Annotated in this window: 13 protein-coding genes; 7 read left to right on the top strand and 6 right to left on the bottom strand. The window is 63.7% G+C overall.

The window, feature by feature from the left end; translation table 11 throughout:
- Positions 1-260: 260 nt before the first annotated feature.
- A complete protein-coding gene (locus I8N66_RS01475; RefSeq protein ID WP_291148832.1) occupies positions 261-977 on the top strand; it encodes a DUF6065 family protein in 717 nt (238 codons plus the stop codon).
- Positions 978-998: 21 nt separating this feature from the next.
- Here the strand turns inward: I8N66_RS01475 and I8N66_RS01470 are convergent, their stop codons facing one another.
- The 4 genes from I8N66_RS01470 to I8N66_RS01455 form a co-directional block, all read right to left on the bottom strand.
- Positions 999-1,517 carry a hypothetical protein gene (locus tag I8N66_RS01470; RefSeq protein ID WP_291148830.1) on the bottom strand — a complete coding sequence of 173 codons (519 nt, stop codon included), beginning with the start codon at positions 1,515-1,517 and terminating at the stop codon, positions 999-1,001.
- Positions 1,518-1,615: 98 nt separating this feature from the next.
- Positions 1,616-2,629, bottom strand: a complete 1,014-nt coding sequence (locus tag I8N66_RS01465; protein WP_291148828.1) for a 2-dehydropantoate 2-reductase — start codon at positions 2,627-2,629, stop codon at positions 1,616-1,618.
- 63 nt (positions 2,630-2,692) lie between these two features.
- Positions 2,693-3,547 carry an EamA family transporter gene (locus I8N66_RS01460; RefSeq protein WP_291148825.1) on the bottom strand — a complete coding sequence of 285 codons (855 nt, stop codon included), beginning with the start codon at positions 3,545-3,547 and terminating at the stop codon, positions 2,693-2,695.
- Positions 3,544-4,158 carry a nitroreductase family protein gene (locus I8N66_RS01455; protein ID WP_291148822.1) on the bottom strand — a complete coding sequence of 205 codons (615 nt, stop codon included), beginning with the start codon at positions 4,156-4,158 and terminating at the stop codon, positions 3,544-3,546. Before I8N66_RS01455 ends, I8N66_RS01460 begins: the two co-directional genes overlap by 4 nt.
- Positions 4,159-4,262: 104 nt before the next feature.
- Between I8N66_RS01455 and I8N66_RS01450 the strand changes: the two genes are divergently transcribed.
- The 3 genes from I8N66_RS01450 (at position 4,263) to I8N66_RS01440 (ending at position 8,547) form a co-directional block, all read left to right on the top strand.
- A complete protein-coding gene (locus tag I8N66_RS01450) occupies positions 4,263-5,153 on the top strand; it encodes a LysR family transcriptional regulator (RefSeq protein ID WP_291148819.1) in 891 nt (296 codons plus the stop codon).
- 153 nt (positions 5,154-5,306) lie between these two features.
- Positions 5,307-6,491, top strand: a complete 1,185-nt coding sequence (locus tag I8N66_RS01445; RefSeq protein ID WP_291148816.1) for a cellulase family glycosylhydrolase — start codon at positions 5,307-5,309, stop codon at positions 6,489-6,491.
- Between the two features lie 223 nt (positions 6,492-6,714).
- The gene (locus I8N66_RS01440) at positions 6,715-8,547 is read left to right on the top strand and encodes an adenylate/guanylate cyclase domain-containing protein (RefSeq protein ID WP_291148813.1); all 1,833 of its coding nucleotides are present in this window, start codon (positions 6,715-6,717) and stop codon (positions 8,545-8,547) included.
- Positions 8,548-8,590: 43 nt separating this feature from the next.
- On the opposite strand, the gene I8N66_RS01435 is transcribed toward I8N66_RS01440, so the two are convergent.
- Complete coding sequence (locus I8N66_RS01435; protein WP_291148810.1) at positions 8,591-9,340, bottom strand: sulfite exporter TauE/SafE family protein; 750 nt, start codon at positions 9,338-9,340, stop codon at positions 8,591-8,593.
- Positions 9,341-9,437: 97 nt separating this feature from the next.
- Between I8N66_RS01435 and I8N66_RS01430 the strand changes: the two genes are divergently transcribed.
- The 3 genes from I8N66_RS01430 to I8N66_RS01420 all read left to right on the top strand — a co-directional run bounded on the left by I8N66_RS01430 (position 9,438) and on the right by I8N66_RS01420 (position 12,301).
- Positions 9,438-10,328, top strand: a complete 891-nt coding sequence (locus I8N66_RS01430) for a LysR family transcriptional regulator (RefSeq protein ID WP_291148807.1) — start codon at positions 9,438-9,440, stop codon at positions 10,326-10,328.
- Between the two features lie 266 nt (positions 10,329-10,594).
- Positions 10,595-11,914, top strand: coding sequence for a tlde1 domain-containing protein (locus tag I8N66_RS01425; protein ID WP_291148804.1), 1,320 nt, complete (start codon positions 10,595-10,597; stop codon positions 11,912-11,914).
- Positions 11,915-12,034: 120 nt separating this feature from the next.
- Positions 12,035-12,301 (top strand): DUF2277 domain-containing protein, encoded by a 267-nt coding sequence (locus I8N66_RS01420; protein ID WP_113538434.1) that lies wholly within the window; start codon positions 12,035-12,037, stop codon positions 12,299-12,301.
- 59 nt (positions 12,302-12,360) lie between these two features.
- On the opposite strand, the gene I8N66_RS01415 is transcribed toward I8N66_RS01420, so the two are convergent.
- On the bottom strand, positions 12,361-13,944 hold the full coding sequence (locus I8N66_RS01415; protein ID WP_291148798.1) for a Na+/H+ antiporter: 1,584 nt from the start codon (positions 13,942-13,944) through the stop codon (positions 12,361-12,363).
- Positions 13,945-14,343 lie beyond the last annotated feature (399 nt).

Below are 14,343 nucleotides of genomic sequence, written 5' to 3'. Positions count from 1 at the left end.
GTGATCCTTCGCGGTCTTGCGGCGAGTTGCGTTATGGGGTTTCGGGGCGCGAGCTTCGGTTATCCCTCACCGGATTGGTATCACGTCACCTGACGGTCGAAAAGATGGATCGGTATCAGGACTTGAGTGCGGTCTCGGTCCCAGAAGTCGGTTGCCCTTCCGCCCACCTGCTGGCGCGCGCCGCCACCATTTTTCGCAAACGCCGGGAATAATTTCTCCTCTTCGCCGTTCTTCCCGCATCTGTCATGAGGAGAACAGCGATGGCACTCGCCCTTCTGAAGAAACCGCAGCCCCGGCTGACCTTTCTCTGCCGCGGGCAAGACGAAGGTGTGATTCCGGCGCCTGTCCGCGCCAAGACTGCGCTACCCGATTGGTTCCGAAAGCTGCCGGCCATCGATGAAAACCATGTCTCGCCGACGAGCAGCGGCATCACGGTCAAGCGCTGCATGCCCTTCCTGGATGCCATGGCAGCCGGCTGGGTCATCGGGCTTGCGGCCACCGTGCGCATGGAGATTTCAGAGGGCGGCCGGCAGGTCGATTGCGGCTGGGATTTCGACCGGACGATGGTGAGCAACCATGCCAGCCATCAGGTCGCGGGCAATCCGCGCGCGCCGTTGCCGCCCTGCAAGTTCCACAACTACTGGACCATCCGTACGCCGCCCGGCTGGAGTTGCCTCTTCGTGCCGCCGCTCAACCGGCCGAACGGCGTGTTCGAGATCGTCGCTGGGGTCGTCGATACGGACACTTACCAATCGGAAATCCACTTCCCGTTCTTCGCCACCGGTGCGGACGGGTTGCATGTACTGGAGCGTGGCACACCCATCGCTCAGCTCATCCCCTTCCACCGAGAAACATCCGATCTCGACGCGGACATTCGCGGCGAAAGTGAAACGGAGGGGACGGTCCGCAAGACGATCCTCCGCAAGACGCTTGCTTCCGACGGCTGGTACAGAAAGTTCGCCCGCGCGCAGCGCTAAGCCGAGCCTGCCGAAGACGGTTCAGCGACGCCGCACCCGGCGACGGCGGCGGTGCTTCCATGCCGAATATAGACCACCTATATCATTGAAAAAACTTCTGTTTTCCTGGGAATAAGCATGTTCGGCCGACGTTCCTCCCTTGCAGTCAACGAGGCTGTCCCCACGAAGGAGAAACGTGATGAAAAAGGTCCTCGCAGTTCTGAGTGCATTCCTGGTGGTTGGCGCGGCAGGCCCCGCACCTGCCGTCGCCGACGACGACCCGGTTACCCGCTTCCTGCAAAAGGCGACCGGCAACGGCAAGAGCCATGCGCGCTCCAGCCGGGACGACGGCGGAAGCTGGAGCTCCAACCGCAGTGCCAACAGCTCATCGAACTCTTCGCGGAACTCAAGCTCGAATTCGAGTTCGAACTCAAGCTCGAATAGCAGCTCCAATTCGTCGAGCAACTCAAGCTCGAACAGCTCGAGCAACTCCTCGTCGAACTCGTCCTCCAATTCCTCGTCGAACTCATCGTCCGACGACGATTGAGACGCCGCTTTCAAGAATCAGACAACAGTGCGGAGAATATTGTCCCTCGCGTCGATTGGCGTGGGGGATAATTCGTTGCGGCGACTACCGATCCAGCAGGGGCAATGTACCCTTAGTGCACGCCCTGCCTGAGCTCGGCAAGTAGCGCGTCTGCCTCCCACGTCTTGCGCCCAGTGGTCGCCGCTTCCTTGACCAGCCCACAAAGCCGTTCATTGACCGGCGCCCGCCGGCCGAGCTTGGCGGCGAGCGCGACGACCGCACCGTTGATCCAATCCACTTCGGGAAAACGGCCGGCTTCAAGGTCGTCGGCCATCGAAGAGCGCGCCGTCGCGTCGATCTTCAGCATGCGACCGGCCATCGCGCGAAACAGGGCGTCCGACAGGCTCAGGACGAGGGGTAACCAGTTCGGCGGGAGCGGTGTCAGCCGCGCCGGACGGATGCGCCCCTCCGCGGCCAGCAGCCCCAATGCCTCGCGTTGGGCGAGCGCCAGGCAGAGGCGAAAGTCCCGCGTCTGCAGCTGCTCGCGCAGGGGCAGACCGGAGAGCGCATTAATTGCGTTGTTGAGGTTCATCAGCAGCTTTGCCCACTGCACCGCCTCCATGTCGCGACGCAGCTCGAGAGCCAGCCCCGCGGCCTTGAAGAACGGCACTGCCGCTGCCATCAGCGGGTCGTCCTCGACGGCAATATTGCCCTCCGTCGCACGATGCAGATGCGCCGGCCCGGGTGCCGTTACGTTGAAGGGAACCATGCCGCGCAGGATCCGTGCAGACGGCAACAAGGTCTGCAGCGTGGTGCTGTTGCCGACACCGTTCTGCAGGCTGAGAACCGGAACGCCGGTGCGCAGCACCGGTGAGAGTTCCGCCGCCGCCTGGACCGTCTGCCCCGATTTGACCGTCAGGAGGACGAGGCCGCAGCCCGCCAGGGAGGAAGCTGCATCGGAGTAGACGATCCGCTCAGGCGCGACGAAATCGTCACGCCCATCCAGATCGGTCAGACGCAATCCATCTCCTTGCCAGGCAGCACCGCGCGCCGTCCGGCCGACGAAAATCACCTCTGCCCCGCCAGCCAGAAGGCACCCGCCGATAAAACCGCCGACCGCACCGGCACCGAACACTCCAATTTTCACGACGCCCGCCCCCTCCGCATGCCAGGGAGTATAGGCCGGGATCGTCGATTTCCAACTCGATGTCTATGATCGAGCGGGAGCCCGTTGACCAAGCCAGATGCTGCCGACGACCAAAAGGACGCCGACACTCTGAGGCGCGCTCAAGGACTGGTCCAGGAACACCCATCCGAGCAGCACAGCCGTCAGCGGGCTAAGGAAGAGAAGCGCTGACACTGCTGCGGACTCCAGTCGCCCGATGCCCCGAAACCAGAGAACATAGGTGAGCGCCGCGCCGATCAGGCTCAGCCAGGCGAGAGCCAGCAGGTTGGGAACGGTCGGGAACGGCACCGGCGGCTCGAAGGCAAGGGCGATGGGGATGAGGAGCAAGCCACCGGCGGTCAACTGCCACGCCGTCGATGTAAGCAGCGATTCCGTCGACTTCCACTTTCGCGCCAGGACATTGCCAAAGGCCATGGATAGCGCGCCGGCAAGGCCCGCGGCAATGCCGATCTCGTCCAGCGCGGCTTGCGGCGTCAGGACCAGAAGCCCGACGCCGACAATGCCGACAATAGCCGCAACGAGGGACACCGGACGGATCGGCGCCTTAAGAAGGAGCGCTGCAATGAAAACGACGATCAGCGGCTGGACCGCCGCGACGGTTGCCGCGACGCCACCCGGCAGGCGGTAGGCCGCGACGAACAGCATGCTCAGGAAGATCGAGATGTTGAGAGCGCCGAGCACGAAGGCGCGAATCCACCAGATGCCGCGCGGCAGCCGCCGGACGATCAGGAGGAGCAGCAAGCCCGCCGGCAAAGCCCGCAACAGCGCGACCGTCAGCGGAGAAAAGCCCTGTATGAACTGGGTGGCAACAATATAGGTGCTGCCCCAGATGACGGGGGCGATTGCCGTGATGGCGATATCGGAAACGTCTGTTTTCATGAGAACTGAAGGACCTCGCCAAGCGGCCTGCGGGGCTTTTGCGGCCAATTTCCGGGAACGGCGCGGCCGACCGCGAGAAGCATTGTGGGCAGTTCGCTGGGCGTCAGGTTGAACTCGCGGGCGACGCCTTCGGCATCGAACCCGCCCATTGGACCGGTAGACAATCCCAACGCTTCGGCTGCAAAGATCAGGGTCGTGGCACCCAGACTGGCCGACCGCATGGCCTCATCGCGGGCAACCTTTGCGTCGGCATATTGGGCCCGGACAGCCTCCTGCCAACCGGAGGCCATTTCGGTCGGCATGTAACCGGTATCGACGAAGGGGCGCAGTCGTGCGGGCAGCGTCTCGTGATCGGGCAGCAGGCCGCAGATGATGAAGGTCACGGCAGCGTCCGAGACCTTGGCTTGCCCGTGCGCCACATTGCGCAGCCTGGCTTTTCCTTCCGGCGTGCGCACGGCGATGAACCGCCAGTTCTGCAGATTGTAGGCCGTTGGCGCGCGGGTCGCGAGACGGACCAGTTGCTCGATTTCCGCGTCCGCCAATGTATGGGTCGAATCGAACCGATTGGCGGAGACGCGCTGTTCGATAAGGGCGATCATGGGATGTGTCATTCTTTCAGTCCGATCGAATATCTGTCGGACCGACCGTATTGAATTCACCATTCATTGATAATATGGCCATTTCAAAAGACATCATTCACCAATGGAAAATTATTGTGGATCGCTACACCGCCCTCCAGGTCTTCCGCCATGTGGCCGAACTCAGCAGTTTCGCGGAGGCTGGGCGCAAGCTCGGCCTGTCGCCGGCCGCGATCAGCAAGAACGTTGCCGAGCTCGAAGCCAGCGTCGGCACGCGGCTCATCAACCGGACCACACGGCGCATGGCGCTGACGGACGAGGGGAAGCTCTATCTCGAACACGTCGCGCGCGGGCTGGATGCGCTGAAGGATGCCGACGCCGCACTCTCGCCCGTCCGCCAGGCGCCGGGCGGGACGCTGCGTGTTGCCGCTCCGATGACGGTAACACTCATGCGCCTTTCCTCCGTCATCCCAGAGTTCCTGTCCCGCTACCCGGACCTCAGGCTCGACCTGCACCTTGACGACAGGCGCGTCGATATCGTGCAGGAGGGGTTCGATCTGGCCATCCGCGGCAGCGACAAGCTGGAGGATTCAAGCCTGATCGCCAGGAAACTCGCGGTCATGCCACATGTCCTCTGTTCGGCACCGGCTTACTTCGAAGCCCACGGAGAACCGACGGATCCCGCTGACCTGAAATCGCACAACTGTATCCGTTTCAGCCTCTCCGGCCATGCGGACTTGTGGGAGTTTCGCAAGGGCAGCCGAACGGAGAAGGTGGCCGTGAAGCCGCGCTATTCGGTAACATCAAGCCTTGCCGTGCGCGATGCGCTGCGCGCCGGCTTCGGGGTCAGCCTGATACCCCGTCCCTATGTCGAGGACGATCTGAAAAGCGGTCGACTGCAGCGCGTGCTTTCCGACTGGGATACGGTCGAAACCACGCTCTACGCCATCTATCCCTCCCGGCAGCACGTTGCGCCGAAGATCCGCGCGTTTCTCGATTTTCTCGCCGAAACATTCAGCCGCCCGTAATCGCGCACCCCGCCGATGGTGCATGGCACGACGCGTATGGGATCCAACCGGCTCCGATCGACAGAACTTGCACTGTTCCCTGGGGAACATCGGCCATGCGATGCATCGGTAGGTTACCGGCGCATCTCAACCAGAGCCAGAAGGACCGACCTCATGCGCCTGATTGCCGCCACCCTCTTCGCTTTCAGCCTCGCCGGCTCGGCCACTGCCGCCGATCTCATGACCTTCTGGGACAAGCCACAGCACGGCGGCAACAGCTTCAATCGCCTCCCGCCGGACCAAGCCTATTTCAAGGCGCTGGCGGGTTACGGCGCCACCTGGGTGCGCCTCTCCTACGACAAATGGAAACCGGCAAAGCGCGACTACCTGATCGGCGACGCGGACCAATATACGGGCATTCCTGCCGCTGATCTCGAAACGCTCAAGGAGACGCTCGACCGCGCCGACAAGGCGGGCCTCAAAGTGGTCATCGCGCCGCTGTCGCTGCCAGGCATGCGCTGGGCCCAGAACAACGGCAACAAGTTCGACGGTCGGCTCTGGCGAGACAAGATCTGGTGGGACCAGGCGGCGAACTTCTGGCGGGATCTGGCGCGGGAGCTGAAGGACCACCCGGCCGTTGCCGCCTACAATATCGTCAACGAGCCGGCGCCGGAAAAGAACAACGGACTTGCCGAGCACGCCGACCCGCAGGCGATGCAGGCCTGGTACGACGGAAAGCAAGGCAGCGCCGCGGATCTCAGGGCCTTCTATGAGACCGTCATCGCCGCCATTCGCGAGGTCGACCCCGCGACCCCTGTGATGGCGGATGCGGGCTGGTATGCGGCGGCGGATGCGTTTTCCTATTGGCCATCGGCTCTCACGGACCAGAAGATTCTCTACAGCTTTCACATGTACGAGCCCTATGCGGCCACGAGCGCCCCCAACATCAAGCGCGACAAGCCCTATGCCTATCCGGGCTCAGTGCCCTTTGGCGAAGGTGAAGAGACCTGGGACAAGGCGCGACTGGCCGGCTATCTGGCAAAGCCGGTGCAATGGGCCAAGGACAAGGACGTGCCGCTCAACCGTCTCGTCGCCGGCGAGTTTGGCTGCATGCGCCGGTGGGCTGGCTGCAGGACCTATCTCGAGGATGTGTTGACCGCGCTCGACAAGGACGATCTGCACTGGGCCTTCTACAGTTTCCGCGAGGATGCCTGGGATGGCATGGACTACGAGCTCGGCTCGAAGACCGTCGGCTGGAAATACTGGCAGCAGATGGAAGCCAACGAGCGCGACACGACGCCGCGCAAGGCGACGCCGGAGTTCGCGCCGATCAGCCAGCGGCTCGCCGCGGATCGCTGATCGCCTTCCGCCGAAACGCCCTTGAACCAGGGCGTGGCGGGCGGCCGAGCGTGGCGGCAATCCGTGTCGGCGTCACAAAAGCGCTCCATTGCGATGCACATCAGGTCGCAGCCTTCGCCCTTCCGACCAGACGCGGTCTGCTTGGAAAAAGGGCAAGAATCGTTAGAACAACTTTATCCCTGCGAGCACCACGTCAGCCGTGGTGCCGTTTGCAACTTGAGGCATGTCTGTGGACACGACCGGAGCGGCCGTCGCCGACACACGAAAGCGAACCATCTCCCTGTCGCGCACGCTGGCGATAGTGATGGCGGCGCTGGTGGCCCTGACCGCCGCGGTCATTCTCTCGGTCGTCTGGTACATGTCGGCCGGCGCGACGCGGGAATTGCTCGCCCAATCGGCCCATCTCGGCCTCGACGCCGTCCAGACGAAGATCGGCAGCCGGTTTGCGCCGGTTGAAGACCAACTGGCCTTCCTGGCAAAGGAGGTCGCGGCCGGACGCCTCGATCCCGCCGATCCGCTGGCACTGGAGCGGGTGATGACGGGCGCGCTTGCGGCAACCCCGCAAGTTCGCGTGCTCTCCTTCGTCAAACCGAATGGCGAAATCTTTGGCGTGACCCAGGGTCCCAAGGGCGTCTTTTCTTTCGCCGACACGATCAGGACCGACAACGAGCGTGCGGAGGTGGACGAGGCGCGCCGCAGCGGCAAGGCCCAATGGGGGCCGGTCTACTTCGTTCCGGATCCGGCCATACGCACCTCGGTCACGAACCGGCAGCAACCGGCGAGCGTCGGGGATCAGTTTGCCGGCGTCTTCCGCGCAACGATCACGGTTGATGCGATTTCGGACTTTCTGCGTCAGATCGCCGTCTCGAACCCAGGGACGACGCCCTTCGTCCTTTATGGCCGCGATCAGGTGCTCGCCCATCCGATGATGGCAGCGGGCCATCCGCTCCTGTCGGCGGAGCACCGGCTGCCGAAGCTTGGCGAACTCGGCGATCCGTTCCTTGCCACACTGTGGGCGGAGGAGCCTCAGACCTTCCATGATTCCGCGCTGGAAGCGCGCTTCGTGGAGGTCGGCGACAAGGATCGCGTCATTCTCACCCGCGAGATCAAAGGTTATGCACCGGCCCCTCTCGTCGTCGGCGTCGAGATACCGATCGAATCCCTGGAGAAGCCGATATGGGACCTCCTGCGCGCCGGCGTAGCCGATCTCGTGGTTATGCTCGCGGCGATCATCATCGCATGGGTCGTCAGCCGCCTCATCGTTCGCCCGGTCACCAGCATGGCGCATGAAGTCCGCGCCGTCGGCATGCTCGACTTCGCAGCGCTTCATCCTCTGCCGGGAAGCCTCTTCACCGAACTGAACGAGCAGGCGCGGGCCTACAATACAATGCTGACCGGACTGCGCTGGCTGGAAACCTACGTTCCAAAGAAACTGGTGCGCCATCTGCTGGGAAGCGGAAACCTCGCCTCGACGCAGCGAACGGTGACCATCATGTTTACCGACGTGGTCGATTTCACCGCCACCGCAGAAAAGACCAGCGCTGCCGAAGTCGCCGCACTGCTGAACAGGCATTTCGACCTGCTCGGCCAGTGCATCGAGGATGAAGGCGGCACAATCGACAAGTTCATCGGCGATTGCGTGATGGCGTTCTGGGGTGCCCCCGACGATCAGCAGGATCATGCCGATCGCGCCATTCGCGCCGCGCGCGCCATTGCCCTCGCCGTCGCAGCCGATAATGCTGACCGGCTCAAGAAAGGCCTGTCGCCGCTGCGCGTGCGCATCGGCGTCCATTCCGGTCCGGTCGTCTCGGGCAATATCGGCATGAGCGGACGCTCGGCCTACACCATCGTCGGCGACGCGGTAAACGTCAGCAACCGTCTGGAGCAGCTCGGCAAGTCGGTGGCGCCGAACGAAGAGATCGTCGTACTTCTGAGCGGACAGACATTCGAGTTCCTTACCGAAGACCGTTCGGATCTCACGCCGCTTGGCAAACACTGCCTTTCCGGGCGGACGGAACAGACCGAGATCTACCGGTTGCCGACCAAAGGGGAATAGGCGAAACGAAGCGAGCCATCGCTTTTCCAACGATGCCTTCGTATCAAAACACCGGCCTCAAAGCCATCTCCATGCCCAGAAGGAACAGGCAGGCCAGGAAGCCGCGACGGAAGCCCTGAGCGCTCACCCGGCTGCGGAGCCGTTGGCCGGCCCACATTCCAGCAAGGGCCGGAACGACGGCGACCCCGGAAAGCGCAAGGGTTTCGGCACGGAAGGTGCCCTGGGCGCCAAGCCCGACCGCCAGTGCGATGGTCGAAACCGTGAAGGAAAGCCCCAAAGCCTGCACGAGGTCATCCTTCGCAAGGCCGAGGGCTTGCAGATAGGGCACGGCCGGAATGACGAAGACCCCGGTGCAGCCGGTCACCAGGCCGGTCAGCATTCCGACAATCGGCGCCAGCCACCGTTCCTGCCGTCCAGAGATGCGGAACGGCGGAGCGAGCAGCGCGCAGCCGGAATAGATGACGAGTGCTGCCCCGAGCGCCGCGGTGGTCAGCCGCGTGTCGCCGCCGACCAGCCATGCGGAACCGAAGAGTGTGCCCGCAACGATCGCCAGCATCATCGGCCAGAACCGGCGCGCGAGCGGCAGGATGGCGGATCCTGCCAGAAGCTGCCAGACATTGGTCACGAAGGACGGAACGACCAGCAGGCTTGCCGCCGCGACCGGAGAAATCAGGGCGCCCAGAGCGCCCATCGCCACCGTTGGCAGACCCATTCCGGTTACGCCCTTGACGAGGCCGGCGACGAAAAACGTCGCGGCAACGGCCAGCAGGAAAGAAAACGACACGTCGAACATGAGACCGGCATATCCGGTTCGTCGGCATAGACAATGCGGAAGTGCCGATGTCAGACTTCGGCTGGTCCGAAGTCTGATTGTCGATTATCCTTGCCGCATGCCCTTCGACCTCAACGATCTTCGCCTGTTTCTCGCCGTCGTGGACGCCGGCAGTATCACCCATGGGGCGCAGGAGGTCGGGCTTTCCCTACCGGCGGCGAGCGAGCGGCTGCGCGCCATGGAGGCCGCGGGCGACGTAACCCTGCTGACGAGAGGGCGACGCGGTGTCAGCCCAACGGAGGCGGGCGAAGCGCTCGTCCACCATGCGCGCATGATCATCCGCCAGACGGTGCAGATGCGCAGCGAACTGGGAGCCCATGCCAGGGGCGTGCGCGCCACCGTTCGTGTTCTTGCCAATACGGCCGCGATGACCGAGTACATTCCCGAAAGGCTTGCGGCCTGGATGGCAGCCAACCCGCAGATCGACATCGAGCTGAAAGAACGGCAAAGCGTCGAGATCGCCAGGAGCGTCGCTGCCGGCTTCACCGAGATCGGCATTCTATCGGATGCGGTGGAGGCGAGCGGTCTGACGCTGCACCCCTTCGCGACTGACCGTCTGGTCGTGGTGGCCGGGCGTGACCATCCGATCATCGAGAGAACGCAGGTCCGCTTTGCCGATTTGCTCGATGAACGATTCATCGGACTGGCGGGCGGCGCATTGCAGGATCACATCGACAGTCAGGCGGCCAAGCTCGGAGCGAAGCTCAAGATGCGCGTGAAGCTCCGCACCTTCGATGACATCTGCCGGATGGCGGGCGCAGGCGTGGGGGTCGGCATCGTGCCGGAAAAGGCGGCCCGCCGATGCCGTCGAGCGGCCCGGATCTCTGTCATTCACCTGCAGGAAACATGGGCGGTGCGCAGGCTGTCAGTCTGCATCCGCAGTGACGGGCAATTGACGCCGCCGGCACTCAGCCTGTTCGGCCATCTCACAGGCAATAGACAATCCTGAGGCGCATTTACCAGCAGGGAACGCGCGGCGCGCGCAGGTTTGCGCAAAATTTTAGATTGCTGCTGATAAAAATGCTGCTTTTCGCCGCCTGGAAAGCAAAATTTAACCATACTTCTCCATCTTTTGTCCATCAGTCGTCAAGAAGGGGACAATCCGGAAGTCGCGCAGCGGTGGTCGCTCGCCGGCCTGAGGGCCTTTTGCGTGAATTTCTGGCTTGATTTGCGTTGTTGAGTAAGATCATTCGCCCACAGTCTTTGAATCGTCTGTTGCGTCCATTGCTGATCACTTGCTGCGGCACCGCTCTTGTCGGCGCGGCTGCGTGGTCGCTTGTCAGCATGGCCGCGATGGGCAACTCCTTCGCGCATGGTTCGGGCCGCCTGTTGCCCAAGCCGCAGCTCCATTTGGCCGAGAAGACCAAAGAGCGCGCCTGGGACAAACATGCCAGGATCAACCAGGCGACACGGCTCGTCGCGGCCGCCGCGGCACAGCCGGTCGTGGTCGCCAGCCTGGCCCCCAGCGAAGCGCGGTTTGCGCACGATCCAGAATTCCCGAGAGATGCCGAAATGCTCGGCAAGAGCGCGCGCATCGCAGCGGCCGTGAAACAAGCGGTCTTGGCATCCGAAAAGCTCGCAAGCAATTCCGCCCCTGCCGCTTCCGCACAGTCGCACCACCAGAGCCCGACGGTGAGCCTGCCCGCACCGGAACGCTTCGCTCCAATGAGCACCGGTTCCACCGACAAGCCCGCGGTGCAGCTTGCCTATGCCACCCCCTCCCAGAGCCACGTGGACGACAACGCGTTTTCCGCCGTGCTGACCGCACCTGTCGAGGACGATGTCGCAGAGCAGCCGGAACCGGACACGGCTGATGACACGGCCGCACTGCCGAGCCCCGAGGACACGCCATCTGTCGGGCCCATGCCCCAATTCCGCCCGCGCAACGAACAGGCCCAGAAGCCGGCGCCTGAACCCGCGAAGCCCGCAGGCAAGCAGGCCGAAGTCGAGGCCGCGATCAAGGCCGAGGAGACCGGGAAGCCTGACGAACGCGAAGTGCCGGCAAAGCCGAAGGTCGCCTACACCCGACCGGAAGATCCGACGGAGAACACTTCCGGCACCGGCTTCGGCCAGGCGCTGCGAAACATTTTCGGCAGCAGTGCGAAGGCCGGAAACGGCGTTGCCGTCTACGACATCACCGCCGCCAAGGTTTACATGCCCGACGGCAGTGTGCTCGAGGCCCATTCCGGCATCGGCAAGATGGCCGACAATCCGCGCTACGTGGACGTCAAGATGACCGGGCCGACCCCGCCGCACACCTATAACCTCAAGATGCGCGAGACGCGCTTCCATGGGGTCGAGGCGATCCGCATGCTGCCGATCGACGGAAAGAACAAGCACGGCCGCGACGGCTTCCTGACCCACAGCTACCTGCTGCGCGGCAAGCGCGCCGAATCCCATGGGTGCGTCGCCTTCGCCGACTATCAGCGCTTCCTGACGGCCTTCAAACAGGGCAAGGTCAAGCAGATCGTCGTGGTGCCGAGCGGCGGACGTGCGGCCGGCATGCGCCTGGCACAGAACGGCAGAAGCTCCTGACAGAGGCGCCCGACAGCCGGACCGCCGGAGAAGGGCGCTAAAGGTCTTCCGCCAATGAGGAACGGACATTAAGATCCGGGCCTCACCAGGAGCGAGACCGCAGAGGACCGGGAGCCCGTCATGTGCCGAAACATCAAACCCCTGTTCAATTTCGAGCCGCCAGCCACGGACGCGGAGATCCATGACGCCGCGTTGCAGTTCGTGCGCAAACTGAGCGGAACGACCAAGCCGGCCAAGCGCAACGAGGCGGCCTTCGAGCACGCGGTCAACGCGATCGCCGCCTGCGCCCAGGAATTGCTCAGTTCGCTTGAAACATCGCAGCCGCCGCGCAACCGCGAGGAAGAAGCGGCCAAGGCACGCGCCAGAAACGCGATCCGGTTCGCCTGAAACAAAACGGCGTCCGCGACTGCTGGCGCCCGTTCACCGCAACCGCTTGGAAGCGCGCCTCATGCCTTGGCGGCGAGCGCGCTCAGTTCTTCAAGATCGAGGTCGCGCTCCAATTCATGCAATGTCTCGTCGTCGATCTCGCCGGTGCGATGGAGCCGGATGAGTTCGCGCCGCCCGGTTGCGACCGCTTCGAGCACGACATCGAAATGGGCATGCAGGATGGGCGTGTAGTGCTCCGTGCGTTCGGCATAATCGACGATCGACACCGCCCGGCGCTGGTACCGGTCGAGCAGTTGCGGGTGGATGAGATTGCCGCCGTCGTCATAGGCCCGGCTCTGAATGGTCACGAGTTGCGCCTGCGCCATGGCCGCCTCGGCCTGGCTCATGCTGAGGCGCGCCTTTTCCGATGGCGGCTCGACGAGCCCGGCCCATGCGATCACCTGCCCGAGTGTCATGCCCTGGACGAGCACCGTCCCCAGGATGACGGCAAAGGACGTGACCAGGATGAAGTCGCGACCGGGAAAGCCCTCGGGAATGCTGAGGGCGAGAGCCAGCGTGACGACGCCGCGGACACCCGCCCAGGAGACCACCGTTGCGGCGCGCGCGCCGAGCGGCCGATAGCGCTCAATGCCCAGGGCATTGCCGAGGCGGATGAAGAGGTCCGAGCCAAACACCCAGGCAAAGCGCGCGACGGAAAGCGCCACGAGAATGACGAGGATCGGCCACCACATGGTGGCGGCAACGATATCGAAGCCGCCTCCCCGCTCGACGACACCGCGTAGCGACAGGCCGATCAGGATGAAGACGGCCGCCTCCATCAGGAAGACGATGACGGTCCAGAACGATGTGCCGCGCATGCGTGTTGCCGCCGAGAGCACGGTATGCTGATGCCAGCTTGCGATCAGTCCGGTGGTGACCGTGGCGATGACGCCTGAGACATGCAGGTACTCGCCGAGCAGGTAGGACGTCCAGGAAAGCAAGGCCGTGGCAGCGATGATCAGATATTCGTCGCCGAGGCGACGCGCCACCAGGACCCAGGCCGTGCCGATGGCGGTACCGATGAGGGCGCCGCCGATCGCCAGCACGAAGAAGCTGCCGACCGCCTCGCTCGCGCTGAAGGCGCCGGTGACGCCGGCGGCAATCGCGAAGCGGAAGAGCACCAGGCCGCTCGCGTCGTTGAGCAGGCTTTCCCCTTCCAGCAGGATTTGCAGCCGCCGCGGCAGCCGCACCCGCTGCAGCACGGCGCGCGCCGAGACCGCGTCGGGTGGCGACACGATCGCCCCGAGTGCTGCGCAGGCGGCCCACGGGAGCGAGGGGAAAAGCAGGTGCGTGACCATGGCGACGACGGCGCAGGTGAAGAACACCGCGCCGATCGCCAGCGAGGCGATGCCGATCAGATGCCGGCGCAGCCGGCCGACGGCGATCGTCCATGCGCCGTCGAGCAGCAGCGGCGGCAGGAAGATGACGAGCACCAGTTCGGGATCGACTTCGATCGCCGGCAGGCCCGGCACGAAGGCGAGCAGCGCGCCGCCGGCAAGCAGCGCCACAGACGGCGGCAAACCGAACCTGTGGGCGACATAGTGCAGCGCGATGATCGCCACGAACATGCCAATCACCAGTTCAAACAGATGTGTCGGTTCCACGCGCTCTGCCTCCACCCACCAGGACGAGGGCATTACAGAACGCGTCTTGCGCAAACGCAATTGGCACGGCACATCGGCGGCGCGGTTTGAGCGGAAAAGAAGAACGACCAGAAAAGAAAAAAGGGCCGACGGAAAACCGCGGCCCATAAAGGTGTGAAGGTCAATAAACCTCCAGAGGGGAACAGCTGCTGCGGCGGCATTGGGAGGAGAACCGCCATGTGCATCAGCTATGTGCTCTATGCCTGATTTTTGACCACCTGGAAAACAATTATTGTGCAATGCAGCTATGCGTGCACTGCACATGAGCAGGCCCGCGCCTAATGTTGCAAGGCCGCGTTCATCGCGTTTGATCATGTCGGGTGAACGGAGCGCGGCGCGCCGCGGCGCCCGCGACCAAAG

The sequence above is a fragment of the Ensifer sp. SSB1 genome, from assembly GCF_016652895.1.
Taxonomy (GTDB): Bacteria; Pseudomonadota; Alphaproteobacteria; order Rhizobiales; family Rhizobiaceae; genus Ensifer.
The sequence above is the reverse complement of the archived record's forward strand: the minus strand, read 5'-3'. Positions and strand labels throughout refer to the sequence as shown.

Excerpts from the sequence above, each read along its gene's own strand:
- I8N66_RS01460 (WP_291148825.1), bottom strand. The coding sequence starts at position 3,547 with ATGAAAACAGACGTTTCCGATATCGCCATCACGGCAATCGCCCCCGTC.
- I8N66_RS01435 (WP_291148810.1), bottom strand. The coding sequence starts at position 9,340 with ATGTTCGACGTGTCGTTTTCTTTCCTGCTGGCCGTTGCCGCGACGTTT.
- I8N66_RS01445 (WP_291148816.1), top strand. The coding sequence starts at position 5,307 with ATGCGCCTGATTGCCGCCACCCTCTTCGCTTTCAGCCTCGCCGGCTCG.
- I8N66_RS01475 (WP_291148832.1), top strand. The coding sequence starts at position 261 with ATGGCACTCGCCCTTCTGAAGAAACCGCAGCCCCGGCTGACCTTTCTC.
- I8N66_RS01455 (WP_291148822.1), bottom strand. The coding sequence starts at position 4,158 with ATGACACATCCCATGATCGCCCTTATCGAACAGCGCGTCTCCGCCAAT.
- I8N66_RS01440 (WP_291148813.1), top strand. The coding sequence starts at position 6,715 with ATGTCTGTGGACACGACCGGAGCGGCCGTCGCCGACACACGAAAGCGA.
- I8N66_RS01420 (WP_113538434.1), top strand. The coding sequence starts at position 12,035 with ATGTGCCGAAACATCAAACCCCTGTTCAATTTCGAGCCGCCAGCCACG.
- I8N66_RS01430 (WP_291148807.1), top strand. The coding sequence starts at position 9,438 with ATGCCCTTCGACCTCAACGATCTTCGCCTGTTTCTCGCCGTCGTGGAC.